The organism is Sphingomonas sp. P2_B6, assembly GCF_056404755.1.
Genome location: NZ_JBFUDK010000012.1, coordinates 122,539 through 145,091 on the forward strand (window position 1 = coordinate 122,539; position 22,553 = coordinate 145,091).

23 protein-coding genes are annotated in these 22,553 nt (G+C 65.8%); 7 read left to right on the forward strand and 16 right to left on the reverse strand.

The genetic code is table 11. The features are described from left to right. Nucleotides 1–6: 6 nt before the first annotated feature. From AC1DX5_RS17090 to AC1DX5_RS17125, 8 genes are all read right to left on the reverse strand, one after another. Nucleotides 7–297: a hypothetical protein gene (locus tag AC1DX5_RS17090; protein ID WP_465172674.1), complete on the reverse strand. Its 291-nt coding sequence runs from the start codon at nucleotides 295–297 to the stop codon at nucleotides 7–9. Nucleotides 298–399: 102 nt separating this feature from the next. Beyond that, nucleotides 400–1,092 (reverse strand): phosphate regulon transcriptional regulator PhoB, encoded by a 693-nt coding sequence (phoB, locus tag AC1DX5_RS17095; protein WP_372852268.1) that lies wholly within the window; start codon nucleotides 1,090–1,092, stop codon nucleotides 400–402. 13 nt (nucleotides 1,093–1,105) lie between these two features. Beyond that, nucleotides 1,106–1,792, reverse strand: coding sequence for a phosphate signaling complex protein PhoU (phoU, locus tag AC1DX5_RS17100; protein ID WP_465172675.1), 687 nt, complete (start codon nucleotides 1,790–1,792; stop codon nucleotides 1,106–1,108). 17 nt (nucleotides 1,793–1,809) lie between these two features. Next, on the reverse strand, nucleotides 1,810–2,574 hold the full coding sequence (pstB, locus tag AC1DX5_RS17105) for a phosphate ABC transporter ATP-binding protein PstB (protein ID WP_465172676.1): 765 nt from the start codon (nucleotides 2,572–2,574) through the stop codon (nucleotides 1,810–1,812). After that, nucleotides 2,574–3,839 carry a phosphate ABC transporter permease PstA gene (gene pstA, locus AC1DX5_RS17110; RefSeq protein ID WP_478016477.1) on the reverse strand — a complete coding sequence of 422 codons (1,266 nt, stop codon included), beginning with the start codon at nucleotides 3,837–3,839 and terminating at the stop codon, nucleotides 2,574–2,576. The genes pstB and pstA overlap by 1 nt, the downstream gene beginning before the upstream one ends. Then, entirely contained in the window at nucleotides 3,836–5,212 is a 1,377-nt protein-coding gene (gene pstC, locus AC1DX5_RS17115; protein WP_465172678.1) for a phosphate ABC transporter permease subunit PstC, read from the reverse strand. Before pstC ends, pstA begins: the two co-directional genes overlap by 4 nt. After that, entirely contained in the window at nucleotides 5,213–6,262 is a 1,050-nt protein-coding gene (locus AC1DX5_RS17120; RefSeq protein ID WP_478016478.1) for a substrate-binding domain-containing protein, read from the reverse strand. Nucleotides 6,263–6,335: 73 nt separating this feature from the next. Further along, on the reverse strand, nucleotides 6,336–7,562 hold the full coding sequence (locus AC1DX5_RS17125; RefSeq protein ID WP_465172680.1) for an ATP-binding protein: 1,227 nt from the start codon (nucleotides 7,560–7,562) through the stop codon (nucleotides 6,336–6,338). A 217-nt stretch (nucleotides 7,563–7,779) separates the two neighbouring features. Between AC1DX5_RS17125 and AC1DX5_RS17130 the strand changes: the two genes are divergently transcribed. Next, nucleotides 7,780–8,316 (forward strand): RNA polymerase sigma factor, encoded by a 537-nt coding sequence (locus tag AC1DX5_RS17130; RefSeq protein WP_465172681.1) that lies wholly within the window; start codon nucleotides 7,780–7,782, stop codon nucleotides 8,314–8,316. A 312-nt stretch (nucleotides 8,317–8,628) separates the two neighbouring features. Next, complete coding sequence (locus tag AC1DX5_RS17135; protein WP_478016479.1) at nucleotides 8,629–9,423, forward strand: NPP1 family protein; 795 nt, start codon at nucleotides 8,629–8,631, stop codon at nucleotides 9,421–9,423. A 459-nt stretch (nucleotides 9,424–9,882) separates the two neighbouring features. Here the strand turns inward: AC1DX5_RS17135 and AC1DX5_RS17140 are convergent, their stop codons facing one another. Next, the gene (locus AC1DX5_RS17140) at nucleotides 9,883–10,470 is read right to left on the reverse strand and encodes a nuclear transport factor 2 family protein (protein WP_478016480.1); all 588 of its coding nucleotides are present in this window, start codon (nucleotides 10,468–10,470) and stop codon (nucleotides 9,883–9,885) included. A 166-nt stretch (nucleotides 10,471–10,636) separates the two neighbouring features. Here AC1DX5_RS17140 and plsY point away from each other — a divergent pair, with 166 nt between their 5' ends. After that, nucleotides 10,637–11,299: a glycerol-3-phosphate 1-O-acyltransferase PlsY gene (gene plsY, locus AC1DX5_RS17145; RefSeq protein WP_478016481.1), complete on the forward strand. Its 663-nt coding sequence runs from the start codon at nucleotides 10,637–10,639 to the stop codon at nucleotides 11,297–11,299. 32 nt (nucleotides 11,300–11,331) lie between these two features. Here plsY and AC1DX5_RS17150 read toward each other — a convergent pair whose 3' ends face one another. Both AC1DX5_RS17150 and AC1DX5_RS17155 read right to left on the reverse strand, forming a co-directional pair. Beyond that, nucleotides 11,332–11,709 carry a hypothetical protein gene (locus tag AC1DX5_RS17150; protein WP_465172686.1) on the reverse strand — a complete coding sequence of 126 codons (378 nt, stop codon included), beginning with the start codon at nucleotides 11,707–11,709 and terminating at the stop codon, nucleotides 11,332–11,334. Next, on the reverse strand, nucleotides 11,706–12,380 hold the full coding sequence (locus tag AC1DX5_RS17155; RefSeq protein WP_478016482.1) for an HAD-IA family hydrolase: 675 nt from the start codon (nucleotides 12,378–12,380) through the stop codon (nucleotides 11,706–11,708). The genes AC1DX5_RS17150 and AC1DX5_RS17155 overlap by 4 nt, the downstream gene beginning before the upstream one ends. Nucleotides 12,381–12,490: 110 nt before the next feature. Here AC1DX5_RS17155 and glmU point away from each other — a divergent pair, with 110 nt between their 5' ends. The 3 genes from glmU to glmS are packed head-to-tail and all read left to right on the forward strand — an operon-like array spanning nucleotide 12,491 to nucleotide 16,003. Then, on the forward strand, nucleotides 12,491–13,849 hold the full coding sequence (gene glmU, locus AC1DX5_RS17160; protein WP_478016483.1) for a bifunctional UDP-N-acetylglucosamine diphosphorylase/glucosamine-1-phosphate N-acetyltransferase GlmU: 1,359 nt from the start codon (nucleotides 12,491–12,493) through the stop codon (nucleotides 13,847–13,849). Then, complete coding sequence (locus AC1DX5_RS17165) at nucleotides 13,846–14,157, forward strand: hypothetical protein (protein ID WP_478016484.1); 312 nt, start codon at nucleotides 13,846–13,848, stop codon at nucleotides 14,155–14,157. Before glmU ends, AC1DX5_RS17165 begins: the two co-directional genes overlap by 4 nt. A 22-nt stretch (nucleotides 14,158–14,179) precedes the next feature. Next, entirely contained in the window at nucleotides 14,180–16,003 is a 1,824-nt protein-coding gene (gene glmS / locus AC1DX5_RS17170) for a glutamine--fructose-6-phosphate transaminase (isomerizing) (protein WP_478016485.1), read from the forward strand. A gap of 154 nt (nucleotides 16,004–16,157) precedes the next feature. Here glmS and AC1DX5_RS17175 read toward each other — a convergent pair whose 3' ends face one another. Beyond that, entirely contained in the window at nucleotides 16,158–17,030 is an 873-nt protein-coding gene (locus tag AC1DX5_RS17175) for a PhzF family phenazine biosynthesis protein (protein ID WP_478016486.1), read from the reverse strand. A 130-nt stretch (nucleotides 17,031–17,160) separates the two neighbouring features. Between AC1DX5_RS17175 and AC1DX5_RS17180 the strand changes: the two genes are divergently transcribed. After that, nucleotides 17,161–18,750, forward strand: coding sequence for an FAD-binding oxidoreductase (locus AC1DX5_RS17180; protein ID WP_465172692.1), 1,590 nt, complete (start codon nucleotides 17,161–17,163; stop codon nucleotides 18,748–18,750). Here AC1DX5_RS17180 and AC1DX5_RS17185 read toward each other — a convergent pair. From AC1DX5_RS17185 to AC1DX5_RS17200, 4 genes are all read right to left on the reverse strand, one after another. After that, entirely contained in the window at nucleotides 18,725–19,042 is a 318-nt protein-coding gene (locus tag AC1DX5_RS17185; protein WP_465172693.1) for a hypothetical protein, read from the reverse strand. The two genes, AC1DX5_RS17180 and AC1DX5_RS17185, sit on opposite strands and share 26 nt — an antisense overlap. A 131-nt stretch (nucleotides 19,043–19,173) precedes the next feature. Next, a complete protein-coding gene (locus tag AC1DX5_RS17190) occupies nucleotides 19,174–20,250 on the reverse strand; it encodes a hypothetical protein (RefSeq protein WP_478016487.1) in 1,077 nt (358 codons plus the stop codon). Next, nucleotides 20,247–20,663: a DUF4383 domain-containing protein gene (locus AC1DX5_RS17195; protein ID WP_465172695.1), complete on the reverse strand. Its 417-nt coding sequence runs from the start codon at nucleotides 20,661–20,663 to the stop codon at nucleotides 20,247–20,249. Before AC1DX5_RS17195 ends, AC1DX5_RS17190 begins: the two co-directional genes overlap by 4 nt. Before the next feature lie 81 nt (nucleotides 20,664–20,744). Then, nucleotides 20,745–22,508: a serine hydrolase domain-containing protein gene (locus AC1DX5_RS17200; protein WP_478016488.1), complete on the reverse strand. Its 1,764-nt coding sequence runs from the start codon at nucleotides 22,506–22,508 to the stop codon at nucleotides 20,745–20,747. Nucleotides 22,509–22,553 lie beyond the last annotated feature (45 nt).

Here is a 22,553-nt window from a genome sequence, read left to right on the forward strand (position 1 = left end):
GACATATCAGCGTCCGCCGCGCTGCATGCACTTGTCGAACTGGCCGCGCTTGCAGATCGGGTATTTCGCCAGCGGCGGGGGCGCGGGGAAGGCCTGGTCGGGCGAAGGCGCCTGGACGAAGGTCGGCTTCACGCCCGGCTGCGGCGTGCCCGACAATGCCGGCTGGCTGGGCTGATAGCCGCCGACCGGATCGGGTGTCGTCGCCGCATCGGTGGTGGCTGCCGTCTGCGGGGCGGGCGTTTCCTGCGCCACCGCCGGCATTGCGACCGCAAGAGCGGCCAAGAGCATGAGTTTCATCACTGTCTCCTGCATTTTCAAGCGCAGGCTGTCGCCCACGCCCGCCCCAAACGCGCGGGCGGGCGCATGGCTCCACTGTTTCGCACCCGATTCGACGCTGGCCTAGGCCCCCGAATCCAGTGCGTAGCCGGCAGACCGGACGGTCCGGATAATATCCGGACGGTTCGTCCCATTAATCGCCTTGCGCAGGCGGCGGATGTGCACGTCGACAGTGCGCGATTCGATGTCCGAATCATGCCCCCACACCGCATCGAGCAGGCGCTCGCGCGAGAAGACCCAGCCCGGATGCTCGAGGAAATGCTTGAGCAGGCGGAACTCGGTCGGKCCGAGCGGCACGACTTCGCCCGCGCGGCGGACCTTGTGGCCGACCGTGTCCATCTCGACATCACCATAGGTGAGCTGCTCGCCCGCCAGCGCCGGCCGCACGCGGCGCAGCACCGCGCCGACCCGCGCCACCAGCTCGCGCGGCGAGAAGGGCTTGGTCACATAATCGTCGGCGCCGGTCTCGAGCCCGCGCACACGATCCTCTTCCTCGCCGCGTGCGGTGAGCATGATGATCGGCACGTTCGCCGTCTCGGGCATGCGGCGCAGGCGGCGGCACACTTCGATCCCCGAAAGCCCCTCGACCATCCAGTCGAGCAGCACGATATCGGGGGTCTGTTCCTTGGCGAGCAGCAGGGCTTCCTCGCCATCCGGGGTCTGCTTGACCTCGAAATCCTCGCGCTTGAAATGATAGATCAGGAGTTCGGCAAGCGCCGCATCATCCTCTACCAGCAGCATTTTCGCTCGGGCCATCGGTCTTGCTCCTTCAGATCGTTTCGATCGTCGCGCGGTCACGCTCGGCCATGTGCGTGCCCGTTGCGGCATAATATACCATTTCGGCAACATTGGTCGCGTGGTCGCCGACACGCTCCAGATTCTTGGCAATGAACAGCAGGTGGGCGACCTGGCCGATCGTCTTCGGGTTCTCCATCATGTGCGTCACGAGCACCCGGAAGAGACTGTTGTAGAAATCGTCGACTGCCTTGTCGCGCTCGCACACCGAGACCGCAGCCTCGGCATCGCGCGCGGCAAAGGCGTCGAGCACGTCATGGACGAGGGCGGCGGCGAGCGTGGCCATCGCCGGCAGCACCGATAGCGGCTCGATCTCGCCATGGCTGTCGATCAGCGGCACGCGCTTGGCGATGTTCTTGGCGTAATCGCCGATCCGCTCGACCACGCCGGCAATCTTCAGCGCCGCGACTACCTCGCGCAGGTCGACCGCCATCGGCGCGCGCAGCGCAATGATGCGCACGGCAAGCTGCTCGACCTGCATTTCCAGCGCGTCGATCTTCTTGTCGTCGGCGACGATCTTCGCGGCGCCTTCCAGGTCGTGCCGCTGCAGCGCCTCGATCGCCGAGCCGATCGCCTGTTCGGCGAGCCCGCCCATCTCCGCGATCAGGCCGCGGAGCTGCCCGATATCGTCGTCGAAAGCCTTTACCGTATGTTCGCTCACTGAATATGTCCCGTGGCTCAGCCGTACCGGCCGGTGATATAGTCCCTGGTGCGCTCCTCGCGCGGGTTGGTGAAGATGTCGGACGTCGCACCATATTCGATCAGCGTGCCGAGATGGAAAAACGCCGTGCGCTGCGACACGCGCGCCGCCTGCTGCATGTTGTGCGTCACGATCACGATGGCGTAGCGGCCCTTCAATTCGTGGATCAGCTCCTCGATCTTGGCGGTGGCGATCGGATCGAGCGCCGAGCAGGGCTCGTCCATCAGGATCACTTCTGGGTCGACGGCGATGGCGCGGGCGATGCACAGCCGCTGCTGCTGGCCGCCCGATAGCGCCGTGCCGCTGTCCTGCAGCCGGTCCTTCACTTCCTCCCACAGGCCGGCGCGCTTCAGCGACTGCTCGACGATGCCGGTAAGCTGGCTCTTGTTCGATGCGAGGCCGTGGATGCGCGGGCCATAGGCCACATTCTCGAAGATCGACTTGGGGAAGGGGTTGGGTTTCTGGAACACCATGCCGACCCGGGCGCGAAGCTGCACCACGTCCATTTCGGGCGCATAGATGTCCTCGCCGTCAAGCCGGATGTCGCCGGTCACCTTCGCGCTGGCCACGGTGTCATTCATCCGGTTGAGCGTGCGCAGGAAGGTCGATTTGCCGCAGCCCGACGGGCCGATGAACGCCGTCACGAGATCCTGGTCGATGTCGATCGACACGTCGTTGATCGCCTGCTTCTTGCCGTAGAAGACGTTGACGTGGTTGGCCGTCATCTTGAGATGTTGAGTCATTACCAGCGGGTCTCGAATTTGTTGCGGAGGTAGATCGCGACGCCGTTCATCGCGAGCAGGAAGACGAGCAGCACGATGATCGCCGCGCTGGTCTTCTCGACGAAACCGCGATTGACCTGATCGGACCAGAGGAAGATCTGCACCGGCAGCACCGTCGCGGGATCGGTCAGCCGGTCGGGCGGGGAAGCGATGAAGGCGCGCATGCCGATCATCAGCAGCGGCGCGGTCTCGCCGAGCGCGCGCGCCATGCCGATGATCGTGCCGGTCAGGATGCCGGGCAAAGCGAGCGGCAGCACATGGTGGAACACCACCTGCACCGGCGAGGCGCCGACCGCGAGCGCGGCATCGCGGATCGAGGGCGGCACGCTCTTGATCGCGTTGCGCCCGGCGATGACGATCACCGGCATCGTCATCAGCGCAAGCGTGAGGCCCCCGACGATCGCCGCCGAGCGCGGCAGATGGAAGGTGTTGAGGAACACTGCCAGGCCAAGCAGGCCGAAGATGATCGACGGCACCGCCGCAAGGTTGTTGATCGAGACTTCGATCAGGTCGGTCCAGCGATTCTGCGGCGCATATTCCTCGAGATAGAGCGCGGAGAGCACGCCGATCGGGAAGGCCAGCAACAGGGTGACGATCATCGTGTAGATCGATCCCTTCAGCGCGCCCCAGATGCCGACCATGGTCGGGTCGGTCGAATCCGCTTCGCGCAGGAAGGACAGGTTGAAGCCGGTGGTCAGCACACCGGCCGCCTTCAGCTTCGCCACCTGCGCCTCGGCCTCGGGGAATCCTTCACCCTTGGCGGCGATGTCGATCGCGTCCGAGGCGGGCACCGCGATCGTCGCCCGGCCGCGCAGCAGCGTCGGATCGGCCTTCACTGCGGCGCGGACACTCAACCATGCGCCGTCGGAGATCAGCCGGTCGCCGTCCTTGCCGAAGGCGGCGATCGCCGCGCCATCGGTCGCGCCCTGAATGCCGGCCCCGGCCAGCGCCAGGTCGGCACCCGGACCCGACAGCCGCGTCGCATCAAGCGTCAGGCCGGCTTTGGGAAAGTCGACCGGCAGCTTGATCTCGGTGCGGCTGAAGCCGCCAATGCCATTCGCCAGCATCGTGGCGAGCAGGAAGACGAGGAAGCCCGCCGACAGCAGCACGGCCGCGAGCCCGAGCAGCTTGAACCGGCGTTCGGACCGATAGCGGCGGCGGATGCGGCGCTGCATTGCCTCGGCACGCCAGTCGGTCGGTGCCTTTTCGGGCAGGAGACTATTCATTCATAGGCCTCCCGATACCGTTTCACGACCGTGAGCGCGACGATGTTGAGCAACAGCGTCACGATGAATAGCGTCAGTCCCAGCGCAAAGGCGGCGAGCGTCTTGGGGCTGTCGAACTCGGCCTCGCCGGTCAGCAGGTCGACGATCTGCTTGGTCACGGTCGTCGCGCTGGCGAAGGGGTTGAGCGTCATGGTGGCGACGCCCGAGGCGGCCATCACCACGATCATCGTCTCGCCGATCGCCCGGCTGACCGCAAGCAGGACGCCGCCGACAACGCCGGGCAGCGCGGCGGGCAACAGCACCCGGCGGATCGTCTCGGACGAGGTCGCGCCCATGGCGAGGCTGCCGTCGCGCATCGAGGAGGGCACGGCCGCGATCGAATCGTCGGCCATGGAGGAGACGAAGGGGATGATCATCACCCCCATCACCAGACCGGCAGCGAGCGCGCTTTCCGACGACGCCCAGGTCACGCCGAGCGACACGGCGAGATCGCGCACCGCGGGCGCCACGGTCAACGCGGCGAAATAGCCGTAAACGACGGTCGGCACGCCCGCCAGGATCTCGAGGGTCGGCTTCATCCAGGCGCGCACGCGCGGCGCGGCATATTGAGTCAGATAGATCGCGCTCATCAGCCCGAACGGGATCGCAACGATCATCGCGATCACCGCGCCGATGAAGAAAGTGCCCCAGAACAAGGGCACCGCGCCGAGCGCCGAGCCGGGATCGTTGGCCGGGATCACCTGCGGGCTCCAGTGCGTGCCGAACAGGAAATCGCCGATCGGCACCATGCGGAAGAAGCGCGCCGATTCGAACAGCAGCGACGCGACGATGCCGAGCGTCGTTAGGATCGCGATCAGCGATGCGGCGAGCAGCAGCACCATCACCACCCGCTCGATCTGGGTCCGCGCGCGAAAGGCCGGGCGAATGCGCGTAAAGGCCCAGGCGCCTGCCGCGAACGCCAGCAGCAGGGCGGCGGCGCTGCCGATCCAGTCATAACGCTTCTGCGCCGAGGCATAGGCCGGCGCGAGCGTTTGCGAGAGCGGGTTGAAGGTACCGAAGCTCCGCCCGGCGGCGAGATTGCGCGCCTCGGACAGGACCGACGCGCGCTCGAACCGGTTGGCCGGCAATTGCGCCGCGGCGGGCGTTTCCAGCACCGCGTCAGTGACGAGCGCCGGGGAAACCGACGACCAGATCGCGAGAAACAGGGCGGCCGGCAGCACCGTCCACATCGCGACATAGGTGCCATGATGCGACGGCAGCGAACTGAACCGCGCGCTGCTGTCGCGCCGGAAGCTCACGGCGCGGACGCGCGCGGTCAGCCAGCCGATCAGCCCCAGCCCGGCGATCAGGAAAAGAAGGGCGAGGGCCGACATCTAGTGGAGCTTGCTCGGGTCGAGCAGAGTCTCGTGCTTGATGATCGATACCGATTGCGCGCGAACCTCTGGCGGGGAGGCAATCAGCCCGCGCCTCACCAGTGGTCCGCTCGGGTTCCACAGCTTCGAATATTCGACGAGGAAGCGGCGCAGGCCGGGGATCGCGTTGAGGTGCGCCTTCTTGACGTACAGGAACAACGGACGCGATCCGGGATAGCGATCCTGCGCGATCGTCTCATAGGTCGGTTCGATGCCGTTCAGCGGCACGCCGTTCACCTCGTCGCGATTTTCCTCGAGATAGGAATAGCCGAAGATGCCGATCGCGCTCGGGTTGGACTGCAGCTTCTGGACGATCAGATTGTCGTTCTCGCCGGCATCGATATAGGCGCCGTCCTCGCGCACCCGGCTGCAGACCTTGTCGTAAGCGTCCTTGTCCGTCTCTTTCAGCGGCTTCATCGCGGGCATCGCGGTTTCGCAGCCCTTGTTGAGGATCAGCTCGGTCAGCGCATCGCGCGTGCCGCTGGTTGCGGGCGGACCGTAGATCTGGATCGGCGTCGCCGGCAGCGCCGGATTCACCTCGCGCCAGGTGCGCGCGCTGTTCTTCGCTCCCATCGGGCTGGCCGCCATCGCCTTGAACAGGTCGACCGGGGTCAGCTGGAATTTGGGGCCATTGTTTGCCTCGGCAAAGGCGATGCCGTCGAGCCCGACCTGGATTTCCAGCAGGTCGCCGGCACCGTTCGCCTTGCAGGTCGCATATTCGGACGCCTTCATGCGGCGTGATGCCGCCTCGATATCGGGATGCGCGGCGCCGATGCCGGCGCAGAACAGCTTCATGCCCGCGCCCGTGCCGGTCGATTCGATCACCGGCGTCCGGGCGTTGGGGCTCGAGTTGATGAATTGCTCGGCCACCAGGGTGGTGAAGGGAAAGACGGTCGACGATCCCACCGCCCTGATCTGATCGCGCGAACCCGCGCCGCCGCCATTCGCCTGGTCCTCACAGGCCGAGAGGGCGAGCGCGCTGAGAGCGAGAATCAGGGTGGTCCGTGTCACGTGGAGCGTTTCCTCGGGAGCAATTCCTGAGTCGCGCTAGCAGCGCGATCAACGCGCCTGTGTGACAGTTGCGTTACCGTTTGATGACACCCGCTCCGTGAGCGGGAAGCAGCACGGTCACGGTAGTGCCCTTGCCGACGATACTGGCGATATCGAGGCGTCCGCGATGCCGCTCGACGATATGCTTGACGATCGCCAGACCCAGGCCGGTGCCGCCCGCCGCGCGGCTGCGCCCGGCGTCGACCCGGTAGAATCGTTCGGTCAGCCGGGGGATATGCTCGGGCGCGATGCCGTCGCCTTCGTCGGCCACGCTGATCCGCACCATGCCCGTCTGGTCACGCCACAGCCGGACCGACACCGGCGCGCCGGGCCGGCCATATTTGATCGCATTGCCGATCAGATTGTGGAGCACCTGGCTCAGCTGCGCGCGGTCGCCGGCGACGGCCGGCACGTCCGCGGCGATATCCGCCACGATCTCGTTGCCGCGCGCATCGCGCGCGTCGAGCAGTTCAGTCCGCACTTCGCCGATCAGATCGCGCAGGTCGACCGCGCTGTCCGGCAGCCGGTATTTCTCCGCCTCGATCCGGCTGAGCGAGATCAGATCCTCGACCAGCCGCTGCATCCGCCGCGATTCGTCGAACATGATCTTCAGGAAGCGGCTGCGCACGGCCCTGTCGGCGCCGGCCTCTTCCTCGAGGGTTTCGATATAGCCGAGGATCGAGGCGAGTGGCGTGCGAAGTTCGTGGCTGGCATTGGCAACGAAATCGACGCGCATGCGCTCGGCGGCATAATTTCCCGTCTGGTCGATCAGATGGACGATGCGCTGGCCGCCCGCGGCGCGCCCGACATGCATTTGCCAACGCTGATCGAGCGTGCCGAGCCCGACAAGGTCGATCGGTCCCTGCGGCACGCTGCCGGCCGGGCCGGCAAGCCGTTCCGCGGCGGCAGGATGACGGATCGCAAGGCGTACATCCTCGCCAACGATATGTCCGCCAAGCAGCGCACGCGCCGACATGTTCGCATGAGTGACGCGGCCCTGGTTGATGATCAGCACCGGCTCGACGACCGCCTCGATCACCTCGATGATCTCCGGCACCGCGGGGGCCGTCGGGTCGGTCTTGGCGTTCGATGCCTCGGTCGTTTCGTCGCCCGCGCCGGCCGCGAGCAATGCGGCGGCGATGCCGCCGACCAGGGTGACGAGCGTCGCCGGGACGTCCGACGAGATCAACAACACCGCGCCCGCCGCGACGATGGCGATGACGATGGCAGTGACTGTACGATGGCCGAACCCGGTGAGCATTGTCGCTCCTCTACCCATTCCTCTCCGGCCCGGCCAGCCTTGCTCGCCGCGTCATTCGGTCATGCGCGATGGCGGCGCGGTCATGTTGGCGTCATCCAGCTTTCACCGGGCAGGCTTACCTCACTCACGGCGCGGCGACGACTCGCGCCCGGAGGGACGCGGCAATGCAGCTATCAGCGATGCCGCCCAAGCCGCGCTTTGCGCGAGACGCGATCCGATGAACGAGATCCCCTCCTTTCGACGCCGTAACGTCGCGCTCAGTGAAGAGATCGCGCTGCGCGAGGGGCTGAGCCGCTTCATCGGAAATCGCCTGCGCGACCAGGATGCGCGCGAGGACATCGTCCAGGAAACCTATCTGCGCTATTATGTCTATGCCGAGCGCCGATCGGTCGCGAACGTGGCGGCGCTGTGTTACGCGATCGCGCGCAACCTGATGCATGATCATTTTCGCCGCATGCGCGCGGCACCGCCCTCGGCGGCGCTGTGCGATACGATTGCCTGCGACTATCCGCGCGCGGATTCGGTGCTCGATTACCGGCAGCGGGTGACGATTCTCGTCCAGGCGTTGCGCGCGATGCCGCCGCTGCGCCGCGAAATCTTTCTGCGCCGCCGGTTGGACGACATGCCGATCGCGATCATCGCCGCCGACCTGGAGATGAGTCGCGCCGCGATCGAGAAGCATTGCACGCGCGCGGTTGCCGATCTGCGTTTCGCGCTAGAACAGCGGGGCCTGCCGGCCGGGGCGCGGCCGTAACCTGACTCGCCGGCGGCGCGACATGCCGCGCCGCGCGAGAAATCTCTGTCCGGATCGTCGCGCTTTTCCGTCTTCTCCTGTGAGGACGCGCGGTGCCGGTGCCCAGCGACCATGAGAATTTCCAGACTCGCCTTCCGCGACATTTTCGACCGCGGAAGTGAGTGCGTGCGGTGTGCGTATCACCTTTCTGCAACGGGAGATTGTATGGGAAGCCTATTTCAAACGGCATGCGGATCGCATGACAAAAGGTCGCGAGGGCGCATCGCTGCCTCGCCGGTTCGGGCCTGGTTGGGCGCAGCCATCGGGGCTTTCATGCTGCTGAACGCCGGATCGGCACTGGCGCAGGGATGGCCGGCGCCGGTCGCGCCGCTGCCGGCACTGGCAACCGCGCTGGACAAGCGGTTTCAGCCCGCGGTCGATTTCGATACGGACGTCTGCTTCAACGTTTCGGCCGTCAACAGTTCGGGCGGCATCAGCGCGGGCGCTTCCACCTACGCCACCCGGCCGCCGGCGTCGTGCCGCAACGCCAATTATCTCAGCCAGAGCAACGTGTATTCGCGAAGCCGCTGCAACAACGGCTTTTGCGCGCGTGTCTACAGCTATTTCTGGCAGTCGGACTTTTCGCACGCCTATGATTGGGAATCGGTTATCGTCTGGACCACCGACCAGGGCACCGGCAGCACCGTGGTGGGTGTCACGCGCGGCGATCATGGCGGGTGGGACACCCGCGCCACGAGCGGCGGCCAGCTGCGCTTCGTCAGCGATTCCAGCGGCCAGCACGTCAAGATGGTCTATCATTACGAGACCTGGGGCTTTTCCCATCTCTGGCGCTTTTCCAAGACCGACAATGGCGACGAGCCGCCCGAGAACGGCACGGGCAGCTGGGTGATCCAGCCGCTGGTGAGCTGGAAGGGCTATCCCTCGATCAGCGTCCGCGACACCGTGTCGAACTATAATTTCGCCGGCACGAATTTCGACAACAAGGAGTCCCGCTTCTCGGGCGTCCTGGCGGCTGCGTTGAACACGAGCATCACGCCCGGGTTCAATCCCAACCTCGATTCCGGCACCGATTCCCCGGGCTGCCCGTCCGGATCGACCATCTGCTAACCTGGTTCGCCCCGCGCTTGATCCGGCGCGGGGCGGATCCCCCACGCTCCAACGGAGTTCGCATGCGACAGGACGGCGAGAAGACGAGGCGGGGATGGTCGCCATTATATGGGCTGATCGCGGCCGTGCTCGCGATGGCGGCCTTCTGGTGCGTCCGACAGACTTTCGAGACCGGCCGGGCGCCCGTGCCCGAAGGCGTCGTCGTGGTCCAGGCGCCGACTCCGGCGCCCGGCATTGCCGCGCCGTCACCAAGGGCAGTTCAGGCGCATGCGCTCGATCTTCCTGCGGCGCGCGAGATAGCGGTCGCGCATGTGCGCCAGGCCTATCCCAAGCTTTTGGATGTGGCGCTGGGATGCGGTGTCGACGAGTGCGCGCTGACGGCAACGATTCCGCCGCCGACCGGCGATGACGATGTGAAAAAGCGGGAGGAGCTGTTGCTCGGCGGGCTCGCAGCCACCCTCAGTGCCGATGGATACAGGATGCTCGGGCCGGTTCGGATGGACGAGATCGACGACAGTAAATTCCGTATTCGGGCATCGATACCGCTGGAGGCGAAACCGGCGGGACACATCGGACAAGGTTCGTAGTTCCAACGGGCCTCGGCTTGATGCGAAGGCCGCGCTGATAACCCGGATCAGCGTCACTGCGGCGATCAGGAAGGAGTGCCGGAGCAGCCGGATCGACGAGATGGGCACGCGACGCCGCGGGTTCGAAGGGGTCGGCGAAATATTGCGTTTCCCGGGCGACCAGGCCCTTGTCGAACTCCATGATACTGACGGCATAGGAGGGAATGCCATCATAGCTGAGCATGAATTCCGTAACCCATAGATCCCCGTCGCCGACGATCCGGTTGACGGTGAATCGTTTCCTGTTCGGCTGAAGATATCGGCTCTCCCGGATATTGCGCCGACCGCGAATGCGCTCGCCCGATTGGGGATAATGCAGCACCGCGTCTTCGTGATAGATATCGTGCTCGGCCTCGAAATCGCCGGCGTCCGAAGCCTCCCAATGGCGCTCCAGCGCGAGGCGCAGGCTTCGATCCGTCATCTCAAACTCCCCTGTGCTCTTGGCGGCCAGCTGAGAGATGTGGGCGCAATGCCGGCGTGACTCAATCCTGTCGGGAAAGCGTGGACGGTGTGGAATCGGCCGGCCCGGATTCCGTATCGTAGAGTACGAGGCTGGTATAAACCGGTTGGGACACGGAGGACTCTGCATGGCAGCCTGGATCGCCTACAATCTTCTCGCAGGCGTGGTCGCCTATTTGTGCGGCGCGATTCCTAAGGGATATTGGCTGGGGAAGCTGCTTCGGGGCATCGATATTCGAGAACATGGTTCCGGATCGACGGGTGCCACGAATGTCCTGCGAACCCTGGGCAAAACGCCGGCCCTGGCCGCGTTGGTGATCGACCTGCTCAAGGGCTTCGCCGCCGTCGCCTTTGGCTATTGGCTCTACTCGTTGCCGGCAGTCATGGCCGCCAAGGCGCCCGCTATCGAGATGAGCGCCTGGCTGCCTTGGGCGATCATGGCCGTGGCGCTGCTCGCCATTGTCGGACACAGCCGGTCAATCTTCATCCGATTTACCGGTGGCAAGTCGGCGGCGACCGGCCTTGGCGTGCTGCTGGCCATATCATGGCAGGTAGGGCTTGGCGCGGCGATCGTCTTCGCCGTCGTGCTGGCGCTGTCGCGGATTGTGTCGCTGAGCTCAATCCTGGCGGCACTTGCCGCATTCGTCCTCATGCAGGTGTTTCACCAGCCGGTGGCCTATATTCTCCTGGTGGCGACAGGCGCGGCGTACGTCATCTGGCGTCACCGGGCGAATATCGGCCGCCTTCTGGCGGGCACGGAGCCACGATTGGGCATGCGGAAGCCGGTTTGAAAACGCGAAGCGGCTCGAGGATATGTCTCGGGCTATAGCGGAAAAATCTGGTGATTCCGCTTGGCGATGGCGCGTCGGACGGGTGCTGCGAGAAGGAGCACCAGGATGACGATCATGGTATCCGCGATCCAGTCCTTGATGTCGCAATCGCGGTGCAGCGCCGGGATCGATTGCACCAGCTCGATCATCGCGCCGAAGAAGGACAGGCGTTCGGCGATCCGCAACAGCGGCGTCTGGAGATAGCCGGCAGCGGCGAGCGCGGCGAGCGTGCCGAAGGCCAGCATATGTTCGAACTTGTCGCCGAACTGATCGATCGGTGTGTGCGGCGGTTTGGGCAATACCGCCATGACCACCGCGAACAGCAACGCCCCCCAAAAGGCCAGCCGCGCCAGCATTTCGCGATCGATCAACGGGCCATCCTTTCAAGTGTGGGAATCAGGTCCGCATAGCTGTCGATGATCGCATCCGCACCCAGATCCTCGACAGGTCCCAGCAGGAAACCGAAGCTGACCGCAATGCCCGGCACCCCGGCATTTTTCGCTGCCTGGATGTCGTAGCTCGTATCGCCGACAAATGCGGCGCGGCCGCCGCCGAGGCGCCGGATCATCTCGTCGATCGGGGCGCGGTGCGGCTTGGCCAGGCCCTTGCCCATCGTGTCACCGCCGATCAGCGTATCGAACCGGTCGCGCAGGCCGAGTTGGTCCAGCAGCTTTTCCGCCAGCCCTTCGAACTTGTTGGTGACGATGGCGGTCTTCACGCCCATCGCCCGCAATGCCTCGATCGCCTCGACCGCGCCGGGGAAGGGCCGGCTCTCCACCGCGATATGCGCTTCGTAATAAGCGAGCAGCAGCTTGTAGAGGTGGCGGAACTCCTCCTCGCTGCACCCGCCGGTCGCCGCCAGCGTTCGCTCCAGCATGATCTTCGCGCCGGCGCCGATCATCGGCTTGACTTGCTCGATGGTCAGCGGCTCTCGCCCGGCCGCGGCCAGCGTATGGTTCACCGCCGCGCGCAGATCGCCGATCGTGTCCAGGAAGGTTCCGTCCAGGTCGAAACCGACGATATCGAATGAAAACTTCGTCATGCCAGCCGCGCCTGCCAGCGGCACTATGGAATTGGCAAGACAATCATGGCAGGGCCGGCCGGGTAATGCCGTTTTTTCGTTCCGGCTCGACGGAATAGGGTTCAGGTACCGTGACCAATCGACCCATCGCTGCCATCATCCTTGCCGCCGGCAAGGGCACGCGCATGAAATCCGACCTGCACAAGGTGCTCCATCCGATCGCCGGGCGGCCGATGCTGCTGCACCTGATCGATAGCGCCGCGGCACTGAAGCCTGAGCGCACGGTGGTGGTGACGGGTGCTGGCCGCGAGCAGGTCGAGGCGGCGGTTTCGCCGCTCGGCGTGATGACCGTGGTGCAGGGCGAGCAGCTCGGCACCGGCCATGCCGTGCACCAGGCCGAGGAAGCGATAGGGGGTTTCGCCGGCGATATCCTGATCCTCTATGGCGACGTGCCGCTCGTCACCACTGCGACGATGGCGCGCATGCTCGAACGCCTGCACGGCGCCGATCAGCCGGCGACCGTGGTGCTCGGCTTCCGCCCCGCCGATCCCGCCGCTTATGGCCGGGTGATCGCCGATGGCGATGGCCGCATCGAGAAGATGGTCGAATATAAGGACGCGACCCCCGAGGAGCGCGCCGAGACCCTGTGCAATTCCGGCCTGATGGCCGTGCGCGGCGAGGATCTGTTCGCGCTGCTCGCTCTGGTCGGCAACGACAATGCCGCGGGCGAATTCTATCTGCCCGACATCGTCATGCTCGCAGCCGAGGATGGGCGCGTCTCGGCGGTGATCGAGACCGATGCGGCCGAGGTTGCCGGCGTCAACAGCCGGGGCGAGCTGGCCGCGGTCGAAGCGAGCTGGCAGCATAGCCGCCGGGCGCGCGCCATGGCGGAGGGCGCCACCCTGATCGCGCCAGAGACGGTGTGGTTCGCCTATGACACGCAGATCGGCCGCGACGTGGTGATCGAACCCAATGTGTTTTTCGGCCCCGGCACCAGCATCGCCGATGGCGCGACGATCCACGGCTTCAGCCATATCGAGGGCGCGACCGTAGGGCCCAAAGCCGAGGTCGGCCCGTTCGCCCGCCTGCGCCCGGGCGCGGTGATGGGCGAGAAGTCGAAGGTCGGCAATTTCGTCGAGATGAAAAAGGCCGTGCTCGGCCCCGGCGCAAAGGCCAGCCACCTGACCTATCTCGGCGATGCGGAGGTCGGTGCGGGCGCGAACATCGGCGCCGGCACGATCACCTGCAATTATGACGGTTATTTCAAGTACAAGACCATCATCGGCGAAGGCGCGTTCATCGGATCGAACAGCGCGCTGGTCGCCCCGGTGACGATCGGCGCCGGCGCGATGGTCGGCGCCGGATCGGTCATCACCGCGGATGTCGAGGCCGATGCGCTGGCGGTCGCGCGCGCGAAACAGGAGGCCCGGCCGGGCCGGGCGAAGCGATTCCGCGAGGCGATGGCCGCGCGCAAAGCCGCGAAGACATGAGCGATCGTTATGCCGGCAAACCCTTTCTGAAGCTGCTCGATTGCTATGTGCTCGAGGCGATCGGCGCGCTCGACCCCGCATCGCAATCGATGATGACGGCGATGGAGCCGAAGCTGCAGGAAATCTACCAGCGGCCCGGCACCTGGCTGGAGATCGTCGAGGCTGAAATGGAGTTCCCCGAGACGATGCCGGATGAGATCCACCGGATCTGGGAAAAGGGGCGGCCTGCTTTTGTTGCGGCGAACGGCAACGAGCCCGACCCGCTGATATTTACATGGACGTTCGTCGACACCAACTTCGCGAACTGAGCTCTGTCTAAAGGTACTCTCTATGTGCGGAATCGTCGGAATCGTCGGCAAGGACGCGGTCACGGACCGGCTGCTCGACGGGCTCAAGCGGCTCGAATATCGCGGCTATGATTCAGCCGGCATCGCGACCGTGCATGACGGCGTGATCGATCGCCGCCGCGCCTCGGGCAAGCTGGTCAATCTCGTGAATGTACTGGCCGAGGAGCCGCTGCCGGGCCGGACCGGCATCGCGCATACCCGCTGGGCGACGCATGGCGGGCCGACCACCAACAACGCGCATCCACACGCGACGAACGAAGTTGCGCTGGTCCACAACGGCATCATCGAGAATTTCAAGGCGCTGCGCGACGAGCTGATCGCGCGGGGCCGCCATTTCGACAGCGAGACGGATACCGAGGTCGTCGCCCATCTCGTCAGCGAGAAGGTCGAAAACGGGATGAAGCCGACCGAGGCGGTCGCCGAAGTGCTGCCGCGGCTGCACGGCGCCTTTGCGCTCGCCATCCTGTTCCGCCAGCATCCCGAGCTGCTGATCGGCGCGCGCCTCGGTTCGCCGCTGGTCGTGGGCTATGGCGACGGGGAGACCTATCTGGGGTCCGACGCGCTCGCGCTCGCGCCGCTCACGCAGCGCATCTCCTATCTCGAGGAAGGCGACTGGGTCGTCATCACGCGCGAGGGCGCGCAAATCTACGACCGCGACAATGAGGCGGTGGAGCGGCCCATCACCATTTCGGGCGTCACCGGCGAGCTCGTGTCCAAGGGCAACCACCGGCATTACATGCTCAAGGAGATTTACGAGCAGCCGATCGTCGTCGCCCAGACCCTGCGCTCCTATCTCCAGCGCATGGAGGACCGGGTGACGCTGCCGATCCCGGAATTCGACCTGAGCACGATCAAGCGAGTCACCATCGTCGCCTGCGGCACCAGCTTCTACGCCGGCATGGTCGCCAAATACTGGTTCGAGCAGTTCGCGCGCGTGCCGGTCGACCTCGATGTCGCATCGGAATTCCGCTACCGCGAACCAGTGATGGAGGAGGGCGGCCTTGCCCTCTTCATCAGCCAGTCGGGCGAGACGGCGGATACGCTCGCGGCGCTGCGTCACGCCCGGGTCGAAGGGCAGACGATCGCGGTGGTCGTCAACGTGCCGACCAGTTCGATGGCGCGCGAGGCCGACCTGTTGCTGCCGACTCATGCCGGGCCGGAGATCGGCGTGGCCTCGACCAAGGCCTTTACCTGCCAGCTTGCGGTGCTTGCCGCGTTCGCCGCCAATCTGGCGCGCGCGAAGGGCAAGCTCGATGCGGCGGCCGAGAAGGCGATCGTCAAGCATCTTGCCGAAGCGCCCGCTGCGCTGAATGGGGCGCTCGCCTATGACGAGTCGATCGAGGCCATGGCGCATGTCATCGCTGGTGCGCGCGACGTGCTCTATCTGGGGCGCGGCACGGATTATCCGCTCGCGCTGGAGGGCGCGCTGAAGCTCAAGGAAATCAGCTACATCCATGCCGAAGGCTATGCCGCGGGCGAGATGAAGCACGGGCCGATCGCGCTGATCGACGAGAATGTGCCGGTGATCGTGATCGCCCCGTCGGGCCCGTTGTTCGAAAAGACCGTGTCGAACATGCAGGAAGTACAGGCGCGCGGTGGCAAGGTCGTGCTGATCTCGGACTATGACGGTGTCGCCGCGGCCGGCGAGGGGTGCATGGCAACCATCACCATGCCCAAGGTCCACCCGCTGATCGCGCCGTTGGTCTATGCGGTGCCGGTGCAATTGCTCGCCTATCATGTGGCGGTGGCCAAGGGCACGGATGTCGACCAGCCGCGTAATCTCGCGAAATCGGTGACCGTCGAATAGAGGGACTCGTCCGCCAACCCACTGCTTCCCCGGCGAAGGCCGGGGTCCAGTTGGGGGACGATTATGGTTGGCGTTGCGCGCCGTTACATCAATCCTTCCAACTGGGCCCCGGCCTCCGCCGGGGAGGCAGAAGGGGAGGCGCCGGCCTATCGCGCTACAACGACACCTTCCCGCGGAACACACTGACGCAGCGCCCGCCGACGCTGGCGCGTATGCCGTCGGCGGCGCGCCAGGCGCGCAGCGACAGCCGGCTTTCCCGCCCCATCTCGACGCCCTGCACCGCCTCATAGGCAAGCGTCTCCTCGCCCGAGAGCGACAGGCGGAGCGCCGCCAGCGTGGCATTGGCGCTGCCCGTCGCCGGGTCCTCCCAGGTGCCGGCGAGGGGCGCGAACATCCGTGCGCGCACGCCCGCACCGGACAGCGCATAGAGGAAGATGGACAGCCGGCCCTCAAGCTCCGGCCGCGCATCGGCCAGGCGCCGATAAGCGGCGATATCGGGTATGGCTTTGGCCAGCACTTCCGGTTCCACGGCGACGATCACGAAATCGACGCCGACGCTCGCGCGGATCGGCGGATGCTCCGCCAGCACGATCGCTTCCCTGGCCAGGGAAAGGCACGCGGCGATCTCCGCCGCCGGCAATTCGCCTTTCAGGCTCAGCGGCTGCGGCGCGTCGATCTCCGCGCCGCTGTCGCCCGTCAGGCGAACCTCCACCAGTCCGGCAATCTCCTCGAACCGCAAGATCGGCCCCGTCGCCAGCCCGAGTTGCGCCAGGACATAGGCCGTCCCGACATTGGGGTGGCCGGCAAAGGGCATCTCCGCCGTCCGGTTGAAGATGCGGACCTGCGCCGTATTGGCCGGGTCGGCCGGCGGCAGGACGAACGAAGTCTCGCTGTAATTCATCTCGGCCGCGAGCGCCTGCATGGTGGCGGTGTCGAGTCCCGCGGCCGCGGGGAACACCGCGAGCGGATTACCGCCGAAGCGCTGGTCCGTGAACACGTCCACGGTGCAATAGTCGTAGTCCGCCATGGGAAATCCCGTTCGTCGCTGTCGATGAAACCGCCGCTAGCCGGATTTCCCGATCTTGTCCTGGCTGCGAAGCGCGTTGCAGGCGCCATCCGAACCGCTATCCTCCGGCACGCCGCATCGAGGAATCACCATGAAACGCAAAAAGTTGTTGATCGGTGTTTCGGTGATCGCGTTGATCGCGGCGAGCGCGACCTTCTACGCGCTGCCGCTTGCCGCCGACCCGGTCGGCGCCAAGGATTGCGGGGATATCCTGCCACCGCTTCCCGCGCTGAAGGGCAATGCGGCCAACGTCCCCGAGCCGACCTGGGCGCAGCGCGGCGGCACTGTCAACGACGCGAGCTGCCTCAGCCGCACCCCGGTGGCGGGCGTGGTCGCGGTACGGCGCGAGCAGGACGTGGCCGGCGCGATCGCCTATGCCCGCGCGCATGGCCTAACCGTTTCGCCCGCAGGCATGAAGCACAGCATGGGCGGCCATGCCTTTCGCCGTGGCGGAGTGGTGCTCGACATGAAGGGCCTGAACCGCATCGCGCTCGACCCGGCGACGCAGACGGTCACGGTGGGGGCCGGCGCGACCTGGCACGATATCCAGAAGGCGATCCATCCGCGCTTCGCGGTCAAGGCGATGCAATCGACCGACATCTTCACCGTCGGCGGCTCGATCTCCGTCAACGCGCACGGCATGGACCACCGGGCGGGGGCAGTGATGCGCTCGATCCGCAGCCTGCGCGTGATGCTGGCGGACGGCCGGATCGTCACCGCGTCCCGCGCCGAGAATCCCGATCTGTTCAGCCATATCGTCGGCGGTTATGGCCTGTTCGGCGTGCTGCTCTCGGCGGTGCTCGATGTCGTGCCCAACGATGTCTACCGCTCCGAACGCGCGATGATCGACTATCGCGCGTTTCCAAAGACCTTCACAACGCTCGAGGCCGATCCGGCGGTCGGACTGACCTACACCCATCTCTCGACCGCGCCCGGCTCGCTGCTGCGCGAGGCTTTGGTGTATAGCTACCGCAAGGTATCGGAAGACCAGAACCTCACCCGCGCGCCGCTGACCGAGGTGAGCTCGACCAGGTTGCGCCGCCTCACCGTCAATCTCGCCAAGCGCAGCAGCTTCTTCGCCTCGGCCAAATGGTGGTCCGAAAAACATATCGAGCACCGGCTGGAGACCTGCACCATCACTCGCGCCCAGGCGATGGGGGATGGGGAGGCGTGCCTCGTCTCGCGCAACGATCCGATGCACGACAGCGTCGCCTATCTGCGCAACGCCTTGCCGGCCGAGACCGACATCCTCCACGAATATTTCATCCCGCGCGACCGGATCGTCCCGTTCATCGATGCGATGCGCACACTATTCCAGCAACAGCATGCGAACCTGGTCAATGCTTCGATCCGCGCGGTCGACACCGAAAGCAATGCGCTGAGCTATGCGCCCGCGCCCGCCTTCTCGGTTGTGCTGTATCTCAACCAGAAGACCGATGCCGAGGGCACGAAGGCGATGGCGAAGCTGACCAGCGACCTGATCGACCTGACGGTGAAGCAGGGCGGGCGCTTCTTCCTGCCCTATCAGCTTCACTATACGCCGGCGCAGCTCCAGCGCTCCTATCCGCAGATCGGCGCCTTTTTCGCGGAGAAGCGGCGCTGGGATCCGGACGGGCTGTTCAGCAACAGCTGGTATGCGCGCTACGCGCCGGCGTTCAGCCCGCCTTTGTCGCGGGGCTGAAGCAGCCCGCGCCGATCCGCCCCTCGATCACCAGCCGCGCGCCGTTGCGATAGAGCGCGGCGACGAAACCGGGCCTGTCGGACCGGGCCAGGATGGCCCCGTCGCGCACCTCCACCACCCTCCCGCCCGCGGCGGCGATGGCGCGGAGTGCCCGCGCCCGGTCCCCGACCACCGCGACCTGCCGCGCCGGCCCGACAAAGGGCATGGCGAGCATGATCACCGTCCAGCCGCCCAGCACCAGCGCGACCTTCGCCGCGATGCGGAGCAGGTTTCTGGGAGTGCTTACAGCCACGGTGTCATGGCCGCGCGAAGCTACCCGTTGTGCTCCCGCGAAGGCGGGAGCCCAGACTGGGTCCCCGCCTTCGCGGGGACACAAGGAGGCTTTGTTTAACGGGGCCCCGAAATATCCGGTTCGCTTCAGCCCTAATAATCATACACATGCTCGACCGTCCCGCCGCGCGCCTTGATCGCGCGCAGCAGCGCGAGCAGCTTCGGGACCCTGGTCGAGATGCCATAGCGGCTCCAGCCGGGCCGATCGGCCAGCGGTTGGGAAATGAGCACGGTACCTTCCTCCGGCTTCGGCCCGGCCGAGGCGGGAGCAAGGATAGTGACCAGGACGTCGTCATTGCCGGAAATCTCGACGATCCCGATCCGCGAGGCGGCGAGCTTGCCCAGCAGATCGGTGAATTGCGCATAACGCGGCGCCTCGACCACCGTCATTCCGCCCGCCGCGCGGATCGGCTTGAGGCGCGGGTCGATCGCCCGGATCGCCGCCGGCGTGCCCGTCGCCACGAACCGCAGCGTGGGCGCCGCCGGGTCCATCGTCGCGCCCGCCGCCGATCCGATAAGTTTCGCATAGCCCGCCTTCACGCCATATTCGGCGCTGAGCGCAAAGCGGCGCTCATAATGCCGGAGCCGGTTCCTGCTGTCCGCCGTCCGCCATTCCCCGCTCAACGCCCTGCCGAACGGGAATTTGTACCAGGGCGTCTCGTGCATGAACCAGCCATATTCGCGCTGAACGCCGGCCGCGTAAAGGTCGTCGGCACTGCGCCAGCCGCCGGTCCATTCGAAGAATTGTCCGATCAGCCGCTCATAGGCCGCCTTGACCAGCATCTCGACGGTATAGCTGATGCCGATCGTGTAGATCATCATCTTGGCGTCGCCCGCATCGCCGTCCGCCGTCGCGCGGTTGAGCGCGCAATAGCTCGACCAGAAACCGCCGATATCGCTGCCGAACGCATAGCTGCTCGGTCGCTGGCCCGCGGTCAGATGCCGGCCATAGCTCTCCGCCGAATAGACGATGTGCCATTCGGGATAGGTCAGGAAGGTCCGCGCCTCGGGCCGCCGCTCGGCGGGCGACAGGATCGGCTTGTACGGGGCGCCCGGGTCGAACCCGGCGATCGGCGACCGGCAACCGACCTCGATATAGGCCATCGGAATCAGGATCGTCGCGGCCACCACGCCGCCGATACCGATCGCGATCTTCCAGCGCCGTTTCATGCCGCCGCGGCAGGCCGCCGCGCGAGGACATAGCCCGTATAGATCGCGAATCCGCCGATCAGCAGATGCGGCAGGTTGGCGAAGAACCGGATCGTCAGCGACAGGTCGAGCGGCCCGTAGAGGAAGATGCCCCCGTCGAGATAACCGCTGCCGGTGATCAGGCCGAGCACGCCGTCGAGAAAATAGAGCGGCCCGAACAGCCGGAAATAGCCGCGCGACGCCCGGTAGGAGAGCCATGCGGCAACACCGGCCCAGATGCCGGAGGCAAGGTGCAGGCTGTCGTCGTAGAGATCGAGCTTGAACAGCCCGAAGAGATTGCCGTCCGCGTCATGGAAGCCCGGCACATAGCCGATCGCGACCACCGCGATGAAGCCGGCGAAATAGCCCCATGCGATCTTGCGTACTCGATCCATCACATCCTCCCGGCAGCGATTGTCCTATCCTGCCGTGAAGAGCGCGCGAAAGCGAACGGGAAATGACGTGAAATCGGGCGCTTATTCGATTGCCGGCAGGATATATCGGGGCGTGTAGATCTCCTGCGGCAGGTACATCACCTTGTCGCTGTAATTGCCACCGAAGATCGCGACGACGAGATCGAGCGCGGGCACGACCATCACCACCTGCCCGCCATTGCCCGCGGCATAATACGCCGGCAGCGTCCTGCCCTTGTAAGGAAGGTCGATGCCCCACCAGAAATAGCCGTAATGAAGCCCGCGCATCTCGCGGATCGGGGCAGTGGAACGCTTCGCCCAGTCAGCGCTCACGATGCGCTTTCCGTGCCAGGTCCCGCCGTCGAGCATCATCTGGCCGAGCTTCATGAAGTCGCGTGGCATGAACTGCGCGCCGCCGCCCATATAGGGCTCGCCGGTCGGCTGGACGTTGAGGGCGTAGCGGCCGAACTGCAGCGGCCGGGCGATCAGCCGGTCGAAACTGTCCTCCAGCCGCACGCCGGTCGCCCTGGCCAGAACGCCGCCCGTAAGGTTCGGGTTGGTGCTGCAATAGATCGCGGCCTCGCCCGGCGCCGAGGCCATGGGCAGGTCGAGCGCATAGCGATACCAGTCGGGCTGCGCGTCCTGGTTCTGCATCACATCCTCGTTGCCCGGCGCCTTCGGATCGCGATCGTCGCAATGCAGACCCGACGACATGGTCAGCAGATGCTCGAGCGTCATCGCGCGTTTGCGCGGCTCCAGGCCAGTGGGGAAGGTGCCCCCGTTCATCAGGCTGTAGACCGGCGTGGCAGGACTCAGTTTCGCACCATCCTGAATCGCCGCGCCGATCATCACCGCGATCAGGCTCTTCGCCGCCGACCTCGTGTCGTGCAGCTGGCTGCCATCCTGCCCGTGGAAATATTCTTCGAGCACGAGCTTGCCGTGCCGCGCGATCAGCACGCTGTGGATGTCCTGCGCGTGGACCGAATCGATCGGCGTATCGATCACCATCTGCACGAAGCGCTCGATCGCCGGCACCGACATGCCCACGGCGCCGAGCGTCGCCACCGGCCAGCCATCGTCCCGGACCAGCGGCGGGCGATAGGCATAGGGCGCCTTGCCCGGCCGGGGATGGAAATCGCTCTCCTCGCCCGCCCGCTCGAAATCATAGGTACCACCGCGCCCCGGGATGAAGACCAAGAGTATCTCATTCTCGGCGTCGTAGCTGCCGCTGGAGATCTGCACTTCCTTGTCCGCGCCGCCGGGCTTGCCGAGTAGCGTAATCTTGTCCCCGTCCCGCGTGATGTGCTGCAGGTCGACGGACCGGCCGATATTGCGATCCGGATTGCGCAGGAAGACGCGCGCGCTGCCATCGGGATGGGCATCGATCTTGAGATATAGCGTGAAGCTGTCGTCCAGCGGTCGGACCTCACCACGCCACTGGCCCGCTCCCCGTGCGACCAGCTCGACCGGGGTCAGATAGGCGGTGCCGCTCGTCACGGTGCGTTGCTGGAGCCAATGGCCGCGAATGCGCTTGCCGCCGTCAATCAGCCTGCCCCGGAAACTGCCTTCGCCGTTCGCCAGCGAGAAGGTGAGGGTATTTCCGTCCAGGGTGGCGATCGCATCGCGGCCGGCGATCTGCGCACGCCATGTCGTGCCGTCGCGGACAAGAGTGAGTTCGCCGCGCACGTCCGGGCCGAACCGCTTCTTCGCTTGCCACAGGCCGGCCAGCGCGCTCGCCTTGCCGGAATCGGCGGGGTCGGCGAGCGCCGGGGTGGCCAGCAGGGCGGTGAGGATCATGGTCGAGGCAATGGTCTTGATGATACGCATGACGGGTTCCGGACAGAAAGGGTCGCCGATCCCTGCATGGATCGC